Genomic DNA, 19,809 nt, shown 5'->3' on the forward strand with positions numbered 1-19,809 from the left:
AGGCGGGAAAGATGCCTTGACCCGGTGGCGGCGGCCGTGTTGTGGCTTCGGATCGGGGTGCTGGGGGCGGTCTGGGTTCGCGTTGCCCTCTTCGTGCTGCCGTCTTACGTGCGCACCAGTGCCTGGGGCTTGCCTAGGACCGTCTTGCCGTCGTACTTGACCACCAGGTCGATGCGGGCTGTGCCTTCGTCGTCTACGGCCGCTACCTTGCCTGTGATCTCCACCAGGGCTCCCTCTGGTGTGTTGGGGACCACCACTGGGCGCGTGAAACGTGCGCTGAAGTCCAGCAGGCGGCCTGGGTCGCCCAGCCAGTCCGTCACCACTCGGCCGGCTACCGCCATCGTCAGCATTCCGTGGGCGATCACGTCCGGGAGCCCTACCTCCTTGGCGAAGGCCTCGTTCCAGTGGATCGGGTTGAAGTCCAGGGCCGCTCCCGCGTAGCGGACCAGCTGGTCGCGCGTGATCCTCACCTCGAGGGCGGGCAGCTCGTCGCCGGTGTTCACGCGCTCTCCCCTCGCACCACTAGCTGGGCCTTCGTCGTCGCGATGTGCGCGCCTTCGGCGTCCGTTATCTCCGCGCGCAAGTTGATGAAGTCGTTGCCCGCCCTCGCCATGATCCGGTCGATGTGTGTGGTCAGCAGCAGCTTGTCGCCTGCGTGGGCCGGGCGGCTGTACGTGAACTGCTGGTCGCCGTGGACCATCCTGGAATAGTCGAGGCCCAGCTCCGGGTCCGTGACGATCGAGTTGATCGATGCCAGGTTGATGATCGTGAGGAACGTCGGGGGCGCGATCACGTCCGGGTAGCCGGCCGCCTTCGCTGCCTCCGGGTCGCGGTAGACCGGGTTGTCGTCGCCGATCGCGTCGGCGAACTCCCGGATCTTCTCCCGGCTCACTTCGTAGCTGGTCTGCGGCGGGTACACCCGCCCGGTGAACGACTCGTCCAAGGGCACCCGGAGAGGCTACCAACAGCAGAAGAGCCGCCCCGGTGGTCCGGGGCGGCTCTTCGAAAGCTGGTGTGAACGCGCTACGTCAGCGGGTTTCCTTGTGCGTCCGGTGCGTACCGCAGTTCGGGCAGAACTTCTTCATCTCCAGGCGATCCGGGTTGTTGCGCCGGTTCTTCTTGGTGATGTAGTTGCGGTGCTTGCACTCTTCGCACGCCAGCGTGATCTTGGGTCGCACGTCGGTGGCAGCCACAGCGTTTCCTTCTCTCTCAGGTCCCGGGGGCCAGCCCCAGTCGTTACCGCGTAGCGGTGGCCGGACTTGAACCGGCGACACAGCGATTATGAGCCGCTTGCTCTGCCAACTGAGCTACACCGCCCTTACATGACCCAAGCCGCGACACGCAGGCGTGACGCGGCTGAGGTCGTGAGCCCCTTTACGGAATCGAACCGTAGACCTTCTCCTTACCATGGAGACGCTCTGCCGACTGAGCTAAAGGGGCCTGGCCTCTCGCGAGGACTTGGAAAGGTTAGCAAGCCCTGTCACCCGCCCGTGCAACCGGGGTCCCGTTAGCACAAAACCTCAGGTCAGCAGCGTAAGCACGGTCTCGGAGTGGCGTCCCGGCGAGCGCGCCGTGCGGGCCTGCAGCCACGCCTCCAGGCGGTCCTCCGGCAGCGGCCGCGAGATCAGGTAGCCCTGGGCGACGTCACAGCCCATCGCCTCGAGCTGGTCGCGCGCCACGTCCTCCTCGACGCCTTCCGCGACCACCGTCAGGCCGAGCGAGTGGCCCAGCTCGACGATCGACCGCACGACGGCGAGGTCGCCGAGGTCGGTGCCCATGCCGAGGACGAAGCTCTTGTCGATCTTGACCTGGTCGACCGGCAGCTGCCGCAGGTAGGCCAGCGACGAGTAGCCGGTGCCGAAGTCGTCCACCGCCAGCGTGATGCCCAGCGAGTGCAGCTCGCGCAGGATCGGCAGCGCCTTCTGCGGGTCGGACATCACGCCGGACTCGGTCAGCTCGAACGTCAGCAGCTCCGGCGGGATGCCGACGCGCTCCAGCTCGCGGGCCACCTTGTTCGGGAAGTCCTCGTCGGCCAGGTTGCGCACCGACAGGTTGACCGCCACCGAGATCCGCAGGCCCTCGTCGAGCCACTTGCGGCAGCGCTTGAGCGCCTCGCCGAGCACGAACGACGTCAGCACGCCGATCAGGCCGGCCGCCTCGATGGCCGGGACGAACTCGTCCGGGCCGAGCCGGCCGAACTCCGGGTGCACCCAGCGGACCAGCGCCTCGACGCCCTGGACCTGGCGGTTCGGCAGGGTGATCTTGGGCTGGTAGTGCACGCTGACCTGGCCGTCCTCGAGGGACTGCCGGAACTGGGTGACCATCTGGAAGCGGCGCAGGAAGATCTGGCCCATGCTCGGCACGTAGCCGCGGACCTCTTCGCCGCCCTTGGTAGCGCGAACAGCAACGTCGGCGCGCTGGAGCAGGCCTTCGATGTCGACGACGTCGCCGGACTCCTCGGGCGTCGTCGTCGCGTAGCCGATCATCGCGTTCGCCTCGACCGAAAGCCGGTCCACCGGGTACGGCGCGGAAAGCTCCTCGCGCAGCCGTTCTGCCGCCGCGTGGGCGTCCTCGGGCGGGCAGCCGACGAGCAGCGCCGCGAACGACGCGCCTTCGAGGCGGGCGAGCGGGACGTCGGGGCCGAGCGCGTCGCGGATGCGGCGGCCGGCGGCGATCACCATCCGGTCGGCCCAGGCGTAGCCCAGCGCGTCGCTGACCGTCGAGAAGACGTCGAGGTCGATGCGCAGCACCACGGCGTTCGCGAAGTCGCGCAACGGTTCCTTCGCCACCTGCCGGAAGCCCGGCCGGTTGAGGTGCCCGGTGAGCGGGTCGTGGTAGGCGTCGTGGCGCAGGGTCGCGAGCAGCCGCCGGTTGTCCAGCGACGTCGCGAGGTGGCTGGCCATCGTGCCGAGCAGCTGGACGTCGTACTTGCCGAACCCGCGCCAGCGGGACAGCCGGTCGTGCGCCTCGACGACGCCGAGCAGCTGGTTCGCGCTGCGCAGCGGCACGACGAGCGCCTCCTGCGCGCCGCGGTCGAGCAGCGCCGCGCGGACGTCGGGGTTGGCCTCGGTGATCCGGAAGTGCCGGACGTGCGCGCCGGGCAGGCGCAGCAGCGGGTCGTCGGCGGCCGGGTCGGCGGGCGGCAGGTCGTCGCCGGCGACGACCACGCGCATGGTGTCCTTCGGCTCGAGCCGGAGTCTCAGCACGACGCGGCCCGCGGCCAGCTGGTCCTTGATGCGCTCGGCGATCGTGGCCCACTCGCGGACGTCGACGCCGCCGACGAGCTCGTCCGCGCGACTGGCCGGACGCGCCGCCGCCTGCTGGCCGGAGCGGGCCACCATCAGGCTGACGTCGGAGAGCGCCTCCATGTCCCGCTGCTCGCGCAGCAGGTCGGAGTAGGCCCAGTACAGCGCGGTCAAGCCGAGGAAGACGGCGAGCACCAGCGGCCACGCCTTGGGCGTGTTCGAGATGACGAGGTAGCCGGAGAGGCCGACCGACGCGTTGACGAAGCCGACGACCAGGATCCGCGCGGTGAGCCGGACCGCGGTGCTGACCCGCATGCGGCGGCGCAGGACGCGCACCGCGGCCAGCGCGAGCAGCGTGCTCACCAGCGGCGCGGTGAGCGTGCCGGCCAGCGCGGCGACCCACGGGATCTTGTCGCCGACGCCCGCGCCGACGGCGTACTTGACCAGCCCGGCGACCGCGAAGGCGCCGGTGATCTCGAGCAGGAACGCGCCCGCGTTGTAGAGGACGCGGCCGGCGACCTTGCGCGCGAGCAGCGTCCCGATGCCGGCGACGAGGTGCGCGGCCAGCACGACCTCGAACGGCGCGACGAAGAACCCGATGACGAGCGGGATCTCGGTGAAGGAGATGGTCCACGAGATGCCGCTGCGGACGTCGACGTTGATGCCGAGCTGCTCGGCGAGCAGGAACGCGACCGCGAGCACCGGCCCGATCCACAGCAGCCTGCTGTCCCAGTGGAACGGCAGCCAGGACCCGACGGCGAACGCGGCGACGAGCCCGATGCTCAGGACGGCGAAGGTGTACGCGCGGAACCGGCGCTCGTCGGTGCGAGCTTCGACGGAAACGGGCGGTGTCCCGGAAGCGGCTCCCGGCCCGGGCTGCGCCTGTGCGACGGCGTCGCCGTGGGCGTTGGTGTCCGGCATCCGACCTTCCCTCCCGGCTTGTCCACCGGTGCTGATCCGTGACTTCGGGTGTGGACAAGGGCCATACCGTACCCCGTAGGGCGTACCCGCGTCCCTTTCGAGACAGTAGGAGATCACCCCAGGGTTAACAATGCCTCGATGGCGCTGACCTGCGTGGACCAAGGGGTGAAACATTGGGGGGTGGCGAGCAGGGGTGGTTCTCTTCGCACGCCAGTCCGGGTAGCGCTTCAATGTGCCCATGCACAGCGACGTGATTGCCACCGACCACGCGGCGCGGCTCGCGGCGGCGGATCCCCTGCTCCCCGGTTCCTCTCCCTTCGAAGCGGCCGAAAGCGCCGCGGTGCTGGAGGTCTCGACCGCCGGTTCGGCCGCGTCCGGGCTGGCCTCCCGCATCCAGGTCGACCAGGACGCCCCGAACGCGCCGTGGCGGGCGCTGACCGAGCACCGGCTCGACCTCCAGCTCGCCGGCCCGCAGCCCGCGGCCGTCCTCGACGCCCTCCTCACCCGATGGGATGAACATCTGCGCGCGGTCGCCGAGCGCGGCGACACCGAGACCGCGGCGATCGTGCCGCGCGCCAGCCGGGACGCCGCCGGCACGCGGGAAATGCTGCACCACGGTTTCGCGCCGCTGCGCGTGATCGCGGTCCGCCCGGCCGAGCGGATGGACCCGGTGGGCCCGCGCGGCACACCCGGCGTCAAGATCCGCCGCGCCGAGCCCGGCGACCTCGAGACCGTCGTCTCGCTGGGACTCGAACTGCACTCCTTCGACGCGCAGTACGGCACGGTCAACCTGCGCAAGGGCGTCGAGGACATCATGGCCAAGGACCTGGCCGAGCAGCTGAACCGCCCGGAACCGCCACTGTGGATCGCCGAGCTGTACGGCCGTCCGCTCGGCATGGTGAACGTCCAGCACCCGGGCGAGACCGGCTGGATCAGCGACCGCGTCGCGGCGGACCGCGTCGGCTACCTGTCGTCGCTGGCCGTCGCGAAGGAGGCGCGGTCGTCCGGTGTCGGTACCGCGCTGGCCACCCACGCCCACCACGTCCTGGACGAAGAGGGCGCCGACGTCGTCCTCCTGCACCACGCGGCGGCGAACCCGCTGTCGACGCCGTTCTGGTACGCGCAGGGGTACCGCCCGCTGTGGACGTACTGGCAGCGTCGACCAGCCGTTCGGTGAACGACTGGCGGATTACCCCTGGTCTCGAGTCCTTATAGGCTGGCTCCCGGAGCAGCGAGGGGAGCCGGAAGTGACCGATCAGCGGGATTCCGCGCCGAGAGCACCCGAAGGCGTCGACACCGAGAAGCCGTCCGCGGCCCGGATCTACGACTGGTACCTGGGCGGCACGCAGAACTGGGCCGTGGACCGCGAGTTCGGCCGGCGCATGGAGCAGCAGTGGCCGCTGGTGCGCCCCGGCTCGAAGCAGAACCGCGAGTTCATGAACCGCGCGGTGCGGGCGGCGCTGCGGGCCGGCATCCGGCAGTTCATCGACCTCGGCTCCGGCGTCCCGACGGCCGGCAACGTGCACGAGGTCGTCGAGGCCGAGCTGCCCGAGGACCACGACGCGACGGTCGTGTACGTCGACTACGAGCCGGTCGCGGTCGCGCACGCGACGCTGATCCTCGAAGAGGAGGCGGCGACGGACTGGGCGGGCATCGTCCAGGCCGACATGCGCGACGCGAAGGCCGTGCTGCGCGCCGAAGAGACGAAGCGGCTCATCGACTTCTCGAAGCCCGTCTGCCTGATGATGATGGCGGTGCTGCACTTCGTCGGTCCGGACGACGACCCGATCGGCCTGCTCAAGGCGTACCGGGACAAGCTCGCGCCCGGGAGCTGGCTCGCGATCTCGCAGATGAGCGAGGGCGACGGGACCGGCGAGACCCTGGCCGGGCTGCGTTGGTTCGTCGAGCAGTACCGCAAGACGAGCAACCCGGTGTGGCTGCGCGACCGCGAGGAGATCGAGCCGCTGTTCGGCGACTGGCCGCTGCTCGAACCGGGCATCGTGCACCTGCCGGACTGGCGGCCCGACCGGAAGCTGAACGCGCTGGAGGCGGAGGCCCGTCCGTACGCGTGGTGCGGTATCGGAGTGAAGCCAGGCCGCTGACCTGCGGTTTCCCTGATCGCTGTGGGCGAACGCACCATCGGAAACAAACGCACCCATCGGAGAGTTGAGCTAGGCAGACTCAACTACACGAGGAGTGCACATGTCCGACACCCGCCTCCTGCCCGTGCTCCCGCTCGATGACGACGTCGTGCTGCCGGGCATGGTCGTCCCGCTCGACCTCACCGACACCGAGACGCGAGCCGCGGTGGAGTCCGCCCAGGCCAACACGCCCAGCCAGGCGTCGTTCCCCGGCATCCGGTCGACCGGCACCACCAAGGCCGAGGTCCTCATCGTCCCGCGCGTCCACGGCGAATACGCCGAGTTCGGCACCGTCGCGACGGTCGAGCGCATCGGCCGCGTGCCCGACGGCAAGGCCGCCGTCCTGCTGCGCGGCACCTCCCGCGCGGTCGTCGGCCGGATGGCCGACGGACCCGGCGCGGCCCGCTGGGTGCACGCCGAAGACGCCACCGAGACCACGGACGACCGGACCGCGCAGCTCGCGGCCGAGTACAAGGCCGTCGTCATCTCGGTCCTCCAGCAGCGCGGCGGCTGGCAGCTGATCGACGCCGTCCAGCAGGTCGAAGACCCTTCCGCGGTCGCCGACCTGTCCGGCAACGCGCCGTACCTCGACACCGAGCAGAAGCTCGAGCTGCTGACCGCGCTCGACGTCAGCGCACGCCTGGAGAAGGCGCTCGAGTGGAGCAAGGAGCACCTCGCCGAGCTCGAGGTGACCGACACGATCCGCAAGGACGTCGCCGAGGGTATGGAGAAGCAGCAGAAGGAGTTCCTGCTGCGCCGCCAGCTCGAGGCCATCCGCAAGGAGCTCGGCGAGCTCGACGGCACCACTGACGAGACGGACTACCGCGCCCGCGTCGAAGGCGCCGAGCTGCCTGACGCCGTCAAGAAGGCCGCGCTGGCCGAGGTGGACAAGCTGGACCGCACGTCCGAGCAGTCCCCCGAGGGCGGCTGGATCCGCACCTGGCTGGACACCGTCCTGGAGCTGCCCTGGAACGAGCGCACCGAGGACAGCTACGACATCGCCGCGGCGAGGGCCGTCCTGGATGCCGACCACGCCGGTCTCGACGACGTCAAGGAACGCATCATCGAGTACTTGGCCGTCCGGAAGCGTCGCGCGGAATCGGGTCTCGGCCCGGTCGGCGGACGTCGTTCCGGCGCGGTGCTCGCCCTCGCGGGCCCTCCCGGGGTCGGCAAGACGTCGCTGGGTGAGTCCGTCGCGAAGGCGATGGGCCGGAAGTTCGTCCGGGTCGCCCTGGGCGGCATCCGCGACGAGGCGGAGATCCGCGGCCACCGCCGCACGTACGTCGGCGCGCTGCCCGGCCGGGTCGTCCGCGCCATCAAGGAAGCCGGCTCGATGAACCCGGTCGTGCTGCTCGACGAGATCGACAAGGTCGGCGCCGACTACCGCGGCGACCCGACGGCGGCGCTGCTCGAAGTGCTGGACCCGGAGCAGAACCACACGTTCCGCGACCACTACCTCGAGGTCGAGCTGGACCTGTCCGACGTCGTGTTCCTGGCGACGGCCAACGCGCTCGAGACGATCCCCGGCCCGCTGCTGGACCGCATGGAGCTCGTCACGCTGGACGGCTACACCGAGCACGAGAAGGTCACCATCGCCCGCGACCACCTGCTCCCCCGCGAGCTGGAGCGAGCCGGCCTGGCCACGGCGGACGTGGTTTTGACGGACGCCGCGTTCAGCCGGATCGCGGCCGAGTACACCCGCGAGGCGGGCGTGCGCGACGTGAACCGGACGATCGCGAAGGTGTTGCGAAAGATCGCGACGAAGGTGGCCTTGGACGAGGTCGCGTTGCCGCTGTCGATCGACGCTCCCGACCTTCCGGACTACCTCGGCCGGCCGCGGCACGTGCCGGAGTCGTCGCTCCCGGCGTCGACCCAGCGGACCGCGACCCCGGGTGTGGCGACGGGCCTGGCGGTGACGGGTGCCGGCGGTGACGTCCTGTACATCGAGGCGTCGCTGGCGGACCAGGAGTCCGGCGCGTCCGGGCTGCAGCTGACCGGCCAGCTCGGCGACGTGATGAAGGAGTCGGTGCAGATCGCGCTGTCCTACCTGCGTTCGCACGGCGCGGAGCTGGAGCTCCCGGTGGGCGACCTGCGCGAGCGCGGCATCCACGTCCACGTCCCGGCGGGCGCGGTCCCGAAGGACGGGCCGTCGGCGGGCGTGACGATGACGACGGCGCTGGCATCGCTGCTCTCGGGCCGGGTGGTCCGCGCGGACGTGGCGATGACGGGCGAGGTCTCCCTGACCGGCCGGGTGCTACCGATCGGCGGCGTGAAGCAGAAGCTGCTGGCGGCCCACCGGGCGGGCATGAAGACGGTGATCATCCCCCAGCGCAACGAGCCGGACCTGGACGACGTCCCGGCCGAGGTGCTGGCCCAGCTGGACGTCCACGCGGTGGCGAACGTCCGCGAGGTCCTCGACCTCGCCTTGACGCCGGCATCGATGCCGGTTTCCCAGGCGGCGTAACCCCGAACGCCGCCCCCTGGACGGCCGGTTTCCCTCTCCCCCAAGGGAAGCCGGCCGTTCTCCCCACAAAAAAGACCCCGTGATCCGAACTCGGATCACGGGGCCTTGACTGTGGCGGGTGAGGGATTCGAACCCCCGTAGGCGTAAGCCAACTGGTTTACAGCCAGTCCCCTTTGGCCACTCGGGTAACCCGCCAGGACCGGTCGTACCGGCCGGAAAGAAGCTTACCCAACGGCTCCCGGTGGGGGTCAACCGGGATACCCGGGGCTAGGCTGGGTGGCCCCTGACTAGCGAGTACGAGGTGTGAGGACACGTGGCGGATCCCTCTTTCGACGTCGTGAGCAAGGTCGACCGCCAGGAGGTCGACAACGCGCTGAACCAGGCGAGCAAGGAGCTGGGCACGCGCTTCGACTTCCGCGGAACGGGCACGACGATCAACTGGTCCGGCGAGGAAGCGATCGCGATCGAGTCCGAGACGGAGGAGCGCGCGCTGGCCGCGGTCGAGGTGTTCAAGGAGAAGCTGATCAAGCGCAGCATCTCGTTGAAGGCGTTCGAAGCGGACGAGCCGGCCCTGTCGGGCAAGATCTACAAGCTCGGCGGCAAGATCATCCAGGGCATCGCCTCGGACAAGGCGAAGCAGATCGCGAAGTTCATCCGCGACGAGGGCCCGAAGGGCGTCCAGGCCCAGATCCAGGGCGACCAGCTGCGGGTGTCGGGCAAGAAGAAGGACCAGCTGCAGGACGTGATCGCCTTGCTGAAGGGCAAGGACTTCGAGATCGCGCTGCAGTTCACCAACTACCGGTGACTTATCGTCGTTGACCTGCGGGTATCTGGGTTCAGATGCCCGCGGGTACAACGTCGGTACAACCGAGCGCGGAGTCGACGAGCGTCCGCGTCTCGCCGTCGCCTGCAGTTCCTCGACGACGAGGCGGTCGTGGTCTCCGCGAGCTACTACCCGCTGTGGCTCGCAGCGGACACTCGCCTTGAGTCGCCCGACGCACTGCCAGAGGGGCCCGACGAGCTGATCGAGTCGCTCGGGCACACATTCTTCCGAGGGGTCGAGGTGTTCAGCGCGCTCATGCCGACCCCGGAGGAGACGAAGCTCCTAACCTCCACGCGGGGATGCCGGTGATGCACATGTGGGACGTCGACTACGACAAGGACGGCAGGCCGCTGCAGGCCGCTCACGACGTCTACGCGGGCGACAAGCACGAGTTCATCTACGAGTGGAACGAAGGTGACATTCAGCCATGACGAGCGAGTGGCCGGGGAACTGGGCTGACCGGATCAGCGGCGAAGCCTGCGAGATGTGCCAGTCAAAGCGCTTGGACGAAGACACCTACGGGATCCGGATCTTCGAGACGGCCGATGTGGACGCCGTGCTCCAGCGAGCTGACATCCAGCGCGGGTACACGCTCGTGATCTGGCGGGGGCGTCACGTCGTCGAGCCGTTCGAGCTGAGCGAGTCGGAGGCGCAGGCGTACTGGAAGGCGACGTTGACCGTGGCGAAGGCGCTGGCCGCGTTCTACCGGCCGCTGAAGATGAACTACGAGACGCTGGGGAACACGGTCCCGCATCTCCACACGCACCTATTGCCGCGCTTCATCGAGGACCCCGCTCCGGGCAGGCCGTTCCCGCTGCTGCCTCAGAGTGGCGACGAATCCCAGATCGACCCTGCGCAACTCGCCAGCGATGCCGCAGCGCTTCGGGCTCTCCTCGGTTGAGCCACTGCCCATGAGGTGGAGGCTTGGTGAGAACTTTCTCTACAGGATCAAGGCGACCCCTCCGGGGCCGCTCGGCCTCAGCCCTTTACCCCGGCCACGCCCTCGCGGGGGCGTGCGGCCTGGCGGCCGATCCCCGCGAGTCGGCCGGGGCGAGCGGGCCGAAGGGGTCAGGTAAGCCGCGGATCCGAGAAGAGATGTCCTCGCCGGACGGGCAGGTCTCCGAGATGGCCGGCAGGGCTCGTACGTTGCGTCCGTGGTTGGCCAGACGGCATCTCGTCGACCTCCCAGAGGGCTATCACGCCGCGTCAAGGGGCAGTTTCGGAGCTTGGTCACGGTCGGCGCGAAGGTGCCCCTTGACCCGGCGTGATCGGGCTGCGCCAGGTCGACGAGATGCCGAGAGGCCACCCACTAGTCAAAGTGGAGGGTCAACAAACCCGCGACGCCCGCTCAGGACGGCGTCACCGTCCAGCCGGCCTCATACCCGTCCACCCGCAGGTAAGCCGGCCCCCGGACCTCCTTCTCCACGTCCACGTCGCCGATCTCGTTGACCAGCAGGTCCTCGAAATCCTCCGCATGCACCCACAGCGCGACGTTCCCCCGGGTCTTCGCTGTGAACTTGACCTTCGCGATCCCCTCCGGGATGCGCAAAACCGCGTCGCCCTTGCCCGACGAAGGCGCGCCCGGTGCCGCCGTCGGGATGCTTCGGTGATCCGCGATCGTTGCCGTCCACGCCGCGTTCGCGAGGACCGTGATCTTCGTCGTCGGGCGGTCCGGGTCCGTGTTGAGCCACGTGGTGCCCTTGTACTTGCCGATCGCGTTGACCAGGTTGAACTCGCCGCCGTCGGTGCTGATGATCACGTTCGCCGAGCACTTCGGGCAGTCGAACGTGAAGAAGCCCAGCTGGTCCGCAGGCCACGTCACCTCGAACTGGCCCTCGCCCTTGCCCGTGTGCGTCTCCGTCGGTACGTCGCGCACCGCCGGGGCCGCGGACGTCGTGGGCGGCTGCGGCACTGAAGCCGACTCTGACGTCGGCGCCCCGACGATCGTGCCGAATCCCGTGTCCGGTGCGCACGCCGATACCAACGCCACCAGCAGCAGGCAGGACAGCCGGAGCTTCATCGTTCCCCCTCGGGGCCACCAACCGGCCCCCTGGTGATCTTTCGGCGGCCTTTGCCGGAGCGTTACGTAACCGGTCACCCGAAAGCGCTCAGCAGCTCCCTCGAACGCGCGAATGCCCGTGTGACTGTCCACGAAGGACCGGGCCCGCGTGCTGTAATCGCGCGGTCACCGCTTGGAGAGGGTCAGGATGCGCCGTTCGCTCGCCTTCGTGCTGTCACTCATCGTGATCTGCGCGACACTGACCCCCGCGAGCGCCGCCGAGCGCAAGCTGCTGCTGCCCGGCCTCGGCTCCTACGCGCGGCTGGTCCGGCTCGACCACTCGATCTTCGGCCGCGGGCACATCATCGCCGCGCTGACCAGCGAAGACTCCAGCGGCAAGTTCACGCCCGTCCTGGAGAGCACCGACGAGGGCGCGACGTTCCACCAGATCGGCGCCATCCACGACCCCGACGGCCGGTACGGCATGTGCTGCGGCACCCTCTACGAACTGCCGCAGCGGGTCGGACGGCTCCGCGCGGGCACCCTGCTCTGGGCCGCCTCCTACCGGCAGGACGCCGGGGCGCAGCGGCGCGTCGGGATCAAGGTCTGGGCCAGCAAGGACGGCGGCCGCTCGTGGGTCTTCCTGTCCGAGGCCGCCCGCTCGCACAACATCGACGGCGTCTGGGAGCCCGAGTTCACCATCGACGCCGGCGGCACGCTCTGGCTCCACTTCGCCGACGAGACGCAGGCACCGAAGTACGCGCAGGTCCTCAACCGCGTCGCCTCGACCGACGGCGTCAACTGGGGCACCAAGCAGCTCACCCTGGCCATCCCGCCGGACCGGGTCCGGCCCGGCATGCCGATCATCCGCAGGCTGCCCGACGGCCGCTACTACTTCGCCTACGAGATCTGCAACTTCCGCGACCGCTACTGCGACCCGTACTTCAAGATCTCGCCCGACGGCGCCAACTGGGGCAGCCCCACCGACCCCGGTACGCGCGTCAACACCGCGAACGGCAACTACTTCCAGCACGCGCAGACGATCACGCTCTTCCCCGGCGGCCCGAACGGCGTCCGGATCGTCATGGTCGGGCAGATCTACACCAACGCGAAGGGCCAGCCGCAGCCGAAGAACGGCCAGGTGCTGCTGGCGAACGACAACTTCGGCAGCGGCAACTGGTACGAGCTGCCCGCCCCGGTCCACATCACCGGCATCTACAACAACTTCTGCCCGAACTACTCCTCGACGGTGCTGCCGGTCGACGACGGCAAGAACGTGCTCGAGATCGCCACCGAGTGGCTCAACGGCCGCTGCGCCGCGTACTTCGGCAAGGGACCGGCCTTCTGACGCCGGGCCCTGCCCGTAGGGTGGCGGGGTCTTGGCCGCGGAGAGGGAGGCAGTCCATGAAGGGCATCGTGCTGGCCGGAGGCAGCGGGACACGCCTGCACCCGATCACCCAGGCGGTGTCGAAGCAGCTGCTGCCGGTCTACGACAAACCGATGGTCTACTACCCGATCTCGGTGCTGATGCTGGCCGGGATCCGCGAGATCCTCGTCATCTCCACCCCCGCCGACCTGCCGATGTTCCGCAAGCTGCTCGGCAACGGCGACCAGTTCGGCGTCTCGTTCTCCTACGCCGAGCAGCCCAGCCCGAACGGACTGGCCGAGGCCTTCGTGATCGGCGCGGACTTCATCGGCGACGACGACGTGGCGCTCGTGCTCGGCGACAACATCTTCTACGGCCAGGGCTTCTCCGGCCGGCTGCAGCAGGCCGTGCGCGACCTCGACGGCTGCGTCCTGTTCGGCTACCCGGTGAAGGACCCCGAGCGCTACGGCGTCGGCGAGGTCGACGCGGCCGGCAAGCTGGTCTCCATCGAGGAGAAGCCCGCGAAGCCGCGCTCGAACAAGGCGATCACCGGGCTGTACCTCTACGACAACGAGGTCGTCGACATCGCCGGCGCGTTGACGCCGTCGGCTCGCGGCGAGCTCGAGATCACCGACGTCAACCTCACGTACGTGCGCCAGGACCGGGCGGCGCTGGTCGACCTCGGCCGCGGCTTCGCCTGGCTCGACACCGGCACGCACGACTCGCTGCTCGAAGCCGGCCAGTTCGTGCAGGTGCTGGAGCACCGCACCGGCGTGCGCATCGCGTGCCTCGAGGAGATCGCGCTGCGGATGGGCTTCATCACCGCCGAAGAGTGCTACGCGCTGGGCGAGAAGCTGGCGAAGTCCGGCTACGGCGACTACGTGAAGGCAGTCGCCGCGGCCGCGGGAGCTTCGGTCTAGAACAGCTGCTCGCGCAGTGTCGGCCCGGCGTACTCGGTGCGGAACACCCCGCGTTCCTGCAGGTGGGGGACGACTTTGTCGACGAACTCGTCGAGCCCGCCCGGGGTCAGGTGCGGCACCAGGACGAACCCGTCGGCCGCGTCGGACTGCACGTACTCGTCGATCGTCGAAGCGACCGTGGACGGCGTGCCGACGAACTGCTGGCGCGCGGTGACCTCGATCACCAGCTCGCGGATCGAGAGCTTCTTCTCCTCCGCGAGCGCCCGCCACTTGCGTGCCACCTGCGCAGGATCCTTCTCGTGCCGCACTCGGCCCCAAGTCAGCGGCTCGGCGGCCGGGTCCGGGTCGATCTCCGGCAACGGCCCGTCGACGTCGTAGTCCGACAGGTCTCGGCTCCAGACCTGCTCGAGGAACTGGATCGCGGTCGCCGGCCGGACCTGCTGGAGCCGGATCTCGCGCGCGTGCTCCTCGGCTTCGGCGTCGGTGTCGCCGAGGACGAACGTCGCGGCCGGCATGATCAGCAGCTCGCCGTGCTCGCGGCCGTACGTGGCCAGCCGCCGCTTGACGTCGTGGAAGAACGCCTGGCCGTCCTCGAGGGTGCCGTGGCGGCTGAAGATGACGTCGGCGGCTTTCGCGGCGAACTCGCGGCCTTCGTCGGAGTCGCCGGCCTGGATGACGATCGGCTGCCCCTGCGGCGTGCGCGGCAGCGTGAACTCGCCGTGGATGTCGAACTGCGGTCCACTGTGGACGAACTTGCCGGGGTCACGGGCGAAGACCCCGTTCTCCTTGTCCCCCACCAGGGTGCCGGGCTGCCAGCTGTCCCACAGCTCGCGCACGGTGGCCAGGAACTCCTCGGCGCGCGCGTAGCGGTCCTCGCGCTTGAGGAAGCCGCCGCGGCGGAAGTTCTCGCCGGTCCAGGCGTCCGGCGACGTCACGACGTTCCACGCCGCGCGCCCGCCGGAGAGGTGGTCGATGCTCGCGACCTGGCGGGCGACCTCGTAGGGCTCGTTGAACGTCGAGGACAGCGTCCCGGCCAGCCCGAGGTGCGTGGTGACGGCGGAGAGCGCGGCCAGCACGGTGGTCGTGTTGGGGCGCCCGACGACGTCGGAGTCGAGGATCTTGCCGGCGTGCTCGCGCAGCCGCAGGCCTTCGGCGAGGAAGAGGAAGTCGAACTTGCCGCGCTCGGCCGTGCGCGCGAGGTGCTCGAAGGACGCGAAGTCGATCTGGCTGCCCGACGCGGGATCGCTCCACACCGTCGTGTTGTTGACGCCGGGGAAGTGCGCGGCGAGCTTGATCTGCTTGGTCATCTCAGGCTCCCGGGGTGACGGCGTAGGCGTTGACGGCCCGGCCGAGGCCGAGGTGGTCGCGCAGCGTCGTGCCGCGGTAGCCGGTCCGGAAGGCGCCGGCCGCCCGCAGCGCCGGGACGACTTCGCCGGCGAGCAGGTCGAGGTCGTCGGGCAGGACGGCGGGCCGCAGGTGGAACCCGGCGACGCCGGTCTCGGCGGCCCAGCGGGGCAGCTCGGCGGCCAGCTGCGCGGGGGTGCCGACGAACGACAGGCCGACGGGCTCGAACGGGACCAGGGCGTCCAGCTCGTGCTGCCGGTCGCGGGCGCCCTGCTCGGTCTCGGCGAGCACGATCGACACCGTCGCGAGGACCTTGGCACCGGGGAACCGGGCGGCCGCGGCACTCACGGCGTCGAGGTGGTCGGCGCGGGTGATCACCAGGTCGGCGCCGACCGCGTGCGGCGAGTCGCCGTAGACCGCGGTCACCGGGTGGCCCTGCGGCGGGCGCGGGGTGATCGACGGGCCCTTCACGCTGAAGAAGCGGCCCTCGAAGTCGACGTAGTGCAGCTTGTCGCGGTCGATGAACCGGCCGGTGGCGGCGTCGCGGATGATCGCGCCGTCCTCCCAGCTGTCCCACAGCCGGGTGATGACGTCGACGACCTCGGCGGTCTCGGCCTCCGCGTCTCGCGGGGAAGGAGCCGGGCGACGGCCGAAGTGCGCGGCCTCGGTGTCGGTCAAGGACGGGATCGCGAGAACGCCGGCGCGGCCGCGGCTCGCGTAGTCCAGGGTCGCCACCGATGTCGAGACGTGGAACGGCTCGGTGTGCGTGGTGGTGACCGTCGGGACCAGGCCGATCCGGCTGGTCGCGGGCGCGATGGCCGACAGTGTGAGCAGCGCGTCGAGCCGTCCGCGCACGACGCCCTCGCCGCCGGACTGCAGCGCCAGCGAGTCGTCGAGGGTGACGAAGTCGAGCGAAGCGGCTTCGGCCAGCTTCGCGTACTTCAGGTAGTGGCCGGACGTGAACAGCGCGGCGGGTTCGGCCGCGGACACCCGCCAGGCGGCCGGGTGGAACCCGGCCCCGTCGATGGCGACGCCCAGGTGCAGCTCTGCGGAGACCATGCCCTGAGAACTTCCGGGACGAAACCCGGATTCCCACTCCCACCAGCTGGGATCAGAACCGGCGCCGGGCCATCTCTTCGAGCCGCGCGATGCGGTCGGCGATCGGCGGGTGCGTCGAGAACAGCTTGCTCAGGCCTTCGCCCGGCCGGAACGGGTTCGCGATCATCAGGTGCGACTGCGACACGAGCTGCGGCTCGGCGACCAGCGGCCGCGCCCGCGTCCCGGCCTCCAGCTTGCGCAGTGCCGAGGCCAGGCCCAGCGGGTCGCCGGTCAGCTCGGCGCCGGACGCGTCGGCCTGGTACTCCCGCGACCGGCTCACGCCCATCCGGATGACCGCCGCCGCGATGGGCCCGACGAAGATCAGCATCAGGCTGACCAGCGGGCTGCCGTCGCGGTTGTTGCCGCCGAAGAACAGCGCGATGTTGGCGAGCACGCTGATCACGCTGGCCAGCGCGCCGGCGACGCACGAGATGAGGATGTCGCGGTTGTAGACGTGGGACAGCTCGTGGCCGAGCACGGCCCGCAGCTCGCGCTCGTCCAGCAGGTCGAGGATGCCGGTGGTGCAGCAGACGGCCGCGTGGCGCGGGCTGCGGCCGGTCGCGAACGCGTTGGGCGCGACGGTCGGGCTGAGGTAGAGCTGCGGCATCGGCTGGCGGGCGACGTGGGCGAGCTCGCGCACGATCCGGTACATCGCCGGCTGCTCGACCTCGGACACCGGCCGCGCGTGCATCGCGCGCAGCGCCAGCTTGTCCGAGTTGAAGTACGCGAAGGCGTTCATCCCGAGCGCGACGACCAGGCCGATGACCAGGGCGCCGCGGCCGAACAGGCCGCTGATCGCGATGATGATCGCCGACAGCAGACCGAGCAGCATCGCCGTCTTCAACCCGTTCTGGTGCCCGTGCACGCTCGCTCGCCTCCGTCCGCTCATTCCCCGTGGTTACCCATTGGAAACAACGCGATCGGGCGACGCGAAGTTCCTTCACGTGATGATCGCGCGGGTTAGGCTCGATGAGCGAGTTGATCACGAGCGGAGGCGCCGATGCGAGGTCGCCCGATAGGCCGGAGGACCCTGTTCGCCCTGGTCACGGCCGGTGCCGGGGCCCTGGTCCTACCCGGGGTCGCGCGGGCGGAGGACGTCCGGTCGATCGAGCTCGGCGGGGCGCCCACCGCGGTCACGGTGAACCCGGTCACCGGGCTCGCGTACGTCACGGATCCCCAGGCCGGGACGCTCACGGTCATCGACCCGCGCACCGCCGCGGCCGGCGCGGTGATCAGCGTCGGCGGCGCCCCCGGTGACGTCGCGGTCGACACGGCGGCCAACCGGATCTACGTCGCGAACCCGCCGGCCGGCACCGTCGTGGTGCTCGACGGCCGCACCCACGACCTGGTGAGCGTGATCGGCGCGGGCGCCGGCGCGTCCGCGCTGGCCGTGGACGAGCAGGCCAACCGCGTCTACGCGGCCAGCGGCGGCACCGGCACGCTCGCCGTGCTCGACGGCGTCAGCTGCACGCTCGCCGCGCTCGTGCCGGGCCCGAAGCCGAGCCTCGGCGGGGTCGCGGTCGACCCCGGCCGCAAGCTGGCCTACTGCGCCAGCACCGGCACGGACTCCCTGGAAGTGTTCTCCATCGACAGCGGGAAGTTCGTCGCCAGCGTGAAGGTCGGGGCGCGGCCGACCGCCGTCGCGGTGCACGCCGGGAGCGGTTCGGTGTACGTGGCCAACTCCGGCATCCACCACATGTCCATTGTGGACGCGGCGACGCACACCGAGCGCAAGACCGTGTTGCTGCGCAGCGAATCCTCCGCGCTCGCCGTGCACCAGGGCACGAACACCGTGTACACCAACGGCGGCCAGAACGGGGTGAGCCGGATCGACGGCGCGAGCGGGACGCTGACCGGCGAGCTGTCGCTGGGCGTCAACCCCGGCGACGTCGCGGTCGACCAGCGCACGCGCACGGTGTTCGTCACGGATCCCTTGCACGGCAGGGTTTCCCTCATCCGGGATTTCTGAGCACCCGGCTGGGGTAACTCCAGGTATACGGTCGGAGACTATGAAACTCGGACTGCAGATCCCCGACTTCACCTGGCCGAACGGGGCGTCCGCGCTGGGCGCCGAACTGGCCGCCGTCGTCCGCACCGCCGACGACGCGGGCTTCGACTCCATCGCCGTGATGGACCACTTCTTCCAGATCGGCGGGGTCGGTCCCGTCGAGAACGACATGCTCGAGGCGTACACGACCCTCGGCTTCATCGCCGCGCACACTTCGCGGGCGAAGCTCCTCACGGTCGTCACGGGTGTGCTGTACCGGCACCCGGGCCTGCTGGCCAAGGCGATCACGACGCTGGACGTGCTGTCCGGCGGCCGCGCGGTCCTCGGCATCGGCGCGGGCTGGAACGAGGAGGAGTCGAAGGGTCTCGGCTTTCCGTTCCCGCCCGTTTCCGAGCGGTTCGAGCTGCTGGAAGAGAACTTGCAGTACGTGCTGCAAATGTGGGCCGAGGGCGACGAGCCGTTCAAGAGCAAGCACTTCGACGCCGAACGGCTGCTGAACGTGCCGCAGGCGCTGCAGAAGCCGCGTCCGCTCATCATGATCGGCGGCGGCGGCGAAAAGAAGACGCTGAAGCTCGTCGCGAAGTACGCCGACGCGTGCAACCTGTTCAACAGCCCCGAGCTGGAGCACAAGCTCGACGTGCTCCGGCGGCACTGCGACGAGCAGGGCCGTGACTACGACTCGATCGTCAAGACCGTCTACCACATCCTCGACGTCGGCGAGACGGGCGAGAAGTCCGGCGAGCTGCTGAAGGAGCTGGAGCGGCTGAACGGGCTGGGCATCCACGTCGCCCTCGGCATGGTCCCGAACGTCCACAACCCGGCGGTGCTGGAGAAGTTCGGCACCGACGTCATCCCGGCCGCCGACAAGCTCGGCTGAGCAACTCGCGATCGGCAAGTTGCCCGAGCCCTCTCCGCCACCCGGCGGAGGGGGCTCAGCCGTCCTTGGCGACGACGCGGGTCAGCGCCGCGACACCGATGCCGACGACGGCCAGCACGATCCCCGCCACCAGCCAGCCGACCAGCGCCAGCACCACGCCGGTCGCCGCGAACAGGGCGAACTCCACCAGGAAGCGGGCCGGTTCCGGCAGCCGGCGGGCCGCCCGCGGGGCGATGAACAGGCCCCAGATCGCGGCCGCGGCCACGGGCAGCAGGACCGCGTCGACGACCGCCAGCGCCACCCCGCTGCCGAGCTGGGTGCCGGCCAGCGCGAGGCCGCCCAGCAGGGCCAGCTCCGTGAGGAAGCGGACCGTCAGCACCACGCCCGCGATCCCGCTCAGGCGGGGAGTCGGCTCCGGAGTCATCGCGCCAGCCTAGGACCCAGGTCCACTGTGGACGTTACGGGTCCGGACCGGCACCGTCCGTGATCTCGGCCACACGTCACCCGCCCGGCGTGGTGATGTTGCGGTTCCGAATCGGTCCACCAGGCCACCACGCGTCGCTGTAACGAGGATCCACCCCTGCTCGACGTGTTAAGCGCAGA

General features: G+C 70.0%; 19 protein-coding genes and 3 tRNA genes. 10 read left to right on the forward strand and 12 right to left on the reverse strand.

The window, feature by feature from the left end:
- Nucleotides 1-104: 104 nt before the first annotated feature.
- The 6 genes from ACZ7OU_RS03055 to ACZ7OU_RS03080 all read right to left on the reverse strand — a co-directional run bounded on the left by ACZ7OU_RS03055 (nt 105) and on the right by ACZ7OU_RS03080 (nt 4,166).
- Nucleotides 105-503, reverse strand: a complete 399-nt coding sequence (locus ACZ7OU_RS03055; protein ID WP_470254050.1) for a MaoC family dehydratase — start codon at nt 501-503, stop codon at nt 105-107.
- Nucleotides 500-949 (reverse strand): MaoC family dehydratase N-terminal domain-containing protein, encoded by a 450-nt coding sequence (locus tag ACZ7OU_RS03060; protein WP_470239558.1) that lies wholly within the window; start codon nt 947-949, stop codon nt 500-502. The genes ACZ7OU_RS03055 and ACZ7OU_RS03060 overlap by 4 nt, the downstream gene beginning before the upstream one ends.
- Nucleotides 950-1,028: 79 nt before the next feature.
- The gene (rpmG, locus tag ACZ7OU_RS03065) at nt 1,029-1,193 is read right to left on the reverse strand and encodes a 50S ribosomal protein L33 (protein WP_005152047.1); all 165 of its coding nucleotides are present in this window, start codon (nt 1,191-1,193) and stop codon (nt 1,029-1,031) included.
- 51 nt (nt 1,194-1,244) lie between these two features.
- Nucleotides 1,245-1,317, reverse strand: a tRNA-Met gene (locus ACZ7OU_RS03070).
- A 50-nt stretch (nt 1,318-1,367) separates the two neighbouring features.
- Nucleotides 1,368-1,440: transfer RNA gene (locus tag ACZ7OU_RS03075), tRNA-Thr, on the reverse strand.
- An 80-nt stretch (nt 1,441-1,520) separates the two neighbouring features.
- On the reverse strand, nt 1,521-4,166 hold the full coding sequence (locus ACZ7OU_RS03080) for a putative bifunctional diguanylate cyclase/phosphodiesterase (protein WP_470239559.1): 2,646 nt from the start codon (nt 4,164-4,166) through the stop codon (nt 1,521-1,523).
- Nucleotides 4,167-4,404: 238 nt separating this feature from the next.
- On the opposite strand from ACZ7OU_RS03080, the gene ACZ7OU_RS03085 reads away from it, so the two are divergent.
- From ACZ7OU_RS03085 to lon, 3 genes are all read left to right on the forward strand, one after another.
- The gene (locus tag ACZ7OU_RS03085; RefSeq protein ID WP_470254051.1) at nt 4,405-5,343 is read left to right on the forward strand and encodes a GNAT family N-acetyltransferase; all 939 of its coding nucleotides are present in this window, start codon (nt 4,405-4,407) and stop codon (nt 5,341-5,343) included.
- A gap of 70 nt (nt 5,344-5,413) precedes the next feature.
- On the forward strand, nt 5,414-6,268 hold the full coding sequence (locus ACZ7OU_RS03090) for an SAM-dependent methyltransferase (RefSeq protein WP_470239561.1): 855 nt from the start codon (nt 5,414-5,416) through the stop codon (nt 6,266-6,268).
- Nucleotides 6,269-6,368: 100 nt separating this feature from the next.
- Nucleotides 6,369-8,771 (forward strand): endopeptidase La, encoded by a 2,403-nt coding sequence (gene lon / locus ACZ7OU_RS03095; RefSeq protein ID WP_470254052.1) that lies wholly within the window; start codon nt 6,369-6,371, stop codon nt 8,769-8,771.
- Between the two features lie 112 nt (nt 8,772-8,883).
- On the opposite strand, the gene ACZ7OU_RS03100 is transcribed toward lon, so the two are convergent.
- A tRNA-Tyr gene (locus ACZ7OU_RS03100) sits at nt 8,884-8,966 on the reverse strand.
- Nucleotides 8,967-9,084: 118 nt separating this feature from the next.
- Between ACZ7OU_RS03100 and ACZ7OU_RS03105 the strand changes: the two genes are divergently transcribed.
- The 3 genes from ACZ7OU_RS03105 to ACZ7OU_RS03115 all read left to right on the forward strand — a co-directional run bounded on the left by ACZ7OU_RS03105 (nt 9,085) and on the right by ACZ7OU_RS03115 (nt 10,495).
- Nucleotides 9,085-9,576 carry a YajQ family cyclic di-GMP-binding protein gene (locus tag ACZ7OU_RS03105; RefSeq protein WP_470239563.1) on the forward strand — a complete coding sequence of 164 codons (492 nt, stop codon included), beginning with the start codon at nt 9,085-9,087 and terminating at the stop codon, nt 9,574-9,576.
- Between the two features lie 317 nt (nt 9,577-9,893).
- On the forward strand, nt 9,894-10,025 hold the full coding sequence (locus ACZ7OU_RS03110; protein ID WP_470254053.1) for a hypothetical protein: 132 nt from the start codon (nt 9,894-9,896) through the stop codon (nt 10,023-10,025).
- Nucleotides 10,022-10,495 (forward strand): HIT family protein, encoded by a 474-nt coding sequence (locus tag ACZ7OU_RS03115; protein ID WP_470254054.1) that lies wholly within the window; start codon nt 10,022-10,024, stop codon nt 10,493-10,495. The genes ACZ7OU_RS03110 and ACZ7OU_RS03115 overlap by 4 nt, the downstream gene beginning before the upstream one ends.
- A 447-nt stretch (nt 10,496-10,942) precedes the next feature.
- Here the strand turns inward: ACZ7OU_RS03115 and ACZ7OU_RS03120 are convergent, their stop codons facing one another.
- Nucleotides 10,943-11,614 (reverse strand): hypothetical protein, encoded by a 672-nt coding sequence (locus ACZ7OU_RS03120; protein WP_470254055.1) that lies wholly within the window; start codon nt 11,612-11,614, stop codon nt 10,943-10,945.
- A gap of 187 nt (nt 11,615-11,801) precedes the next feature.
- On the opposite strand from ACZ7OU_RS03120, the gene ACZ7OU_RS03125 reads away from it, so the two are divergent.
- Both ACZ7OU_RS03125 and rfbA read left to right on the forward strand, forming a co-directional pair.
- Nucleotides 11,802-12,941, forward strand: a complete 1,140-nt coding sequence (locus ACZ7OU_RS03125) for a sialidase family protein (RefSeq protein WP_470239565.1) — start codon at nt 11,802-11,804, stop codon at nt 12,939-12,941.
- Between the two features lie 56 nt (nt 12,942-12,997).
- A complete protein-coding gene (rfbA, locus tag ACZ7OU_RS03130) occupies nt 12,998-13,879 on the forward strand; it encodes a glucose-1-phosphate thymidylyltransferase RfbA (protein ID WP_470239566.1) in 882 nt (293 codons plus the stop codon).
- On the opposite strand, the gene ACZ7OU_RS03135 is transcribed toward rfbA, so the two are convergent.
- The 3 genes from ACZ7OU_RS03135 to htpX are packed head-to-tail and all read right to left on the reverse strand — an operon-like array spanning nt 13,876 to nt 17,186.
- Nucleotides 13,876-15,186, reverse strand: coding sequence for an NtaA/DmoA family FMN-dependent monooxygenase (locus tag ACZ7OU_RS03135; RefSeq protein WP_470254056.1), 1,311 nt, complete (start codon nt 15,184-15,186; stop codon nt 13,876-13,878). The genes rfbA and ACZ7OU_RS03135 overlap by 4 nt on opposite strands.
- Nucleotide 15,187: 1 nt before the next feature.
- Nucleotides 15,188-16,282 (reverse strand): LLM class flavin-dependent oxidoreductase, encoded by a 1,095-nt coding sequence (locus ACZ7OU_RS03140; protein ID WP_470254057.1) that lies wholly within the window; start codon nt 16,280-16,282, stop codon nt 15,188-15,190.
- 52 nt (nt 16,283-16,334) lie between these two features.
- A complete protein-coding gene (gene htpX, locus ACZ7OU_RS03145; RefSeq protein WP_470239569.1) occupies nt 16,335-17,186 on the reverse strand; it encodes a zinc metalloprotease HtpX in 852 nt (283 codons plus the stop codon).
- Nucleotides 17,187-17,321: 135 nt separating this feature from the next.
- Between htpX and ACZ7OU_RS03150 the strand changes: the two genes are divergently transcribed.
- Both ACZ7OU_RS03150 and ACZ7OU_RS03155 read left to right on the forward strand, forming a co-directional pair.
- On the forward strand, nt 17,322-18,290 hold the full coding sequence (locus ACZ7OU_RS03150) for a YncE family protein (RefSeq protein WP_470254058.1): 969 nt from the start codon (nt 17,322-17,324) through the stop codon (nt 18,288-18,290).
- A 40-nt stretch (nt 18,291-18,330) separates the two neighbouring features.
- Nucleotides 18,331-19,206 (forward strand): LLM class F420-dependent oxidoreductase, encoded by an 876-nt coding sequence (locus ACZ7OU_RS03155; RefSeq protein ID WP_470254059.1) that lies wholly within the window; start codon nt 18,331-18,333, stop codon nt 19,204-19,206.
- Nucleotides 19,207-19,261: 55 nt separating this feature from the next.
- Here the strand turns inward: ACZ7OU_RS03155 and ACZ7OU_RS03160 are convergent, their stop codons facing one another.
- Nucleotides 19,262-19,630, reverse strand: a complete 369-nt coding sequence (locus tag ACZ7OU_RS03160) for a YrdB family protein (RefSeq protein ID WP_470254060.1) — start codon at nt 19,628-19,630, stop codon at nt 19,262-19,264.
- Between the last annotated feature and the right edge of the window lie 179 nt (nt 19,631-19,809).

Source organism: Amycolatopsis sp. NPDC114505 (assembly GCF_055633615.1).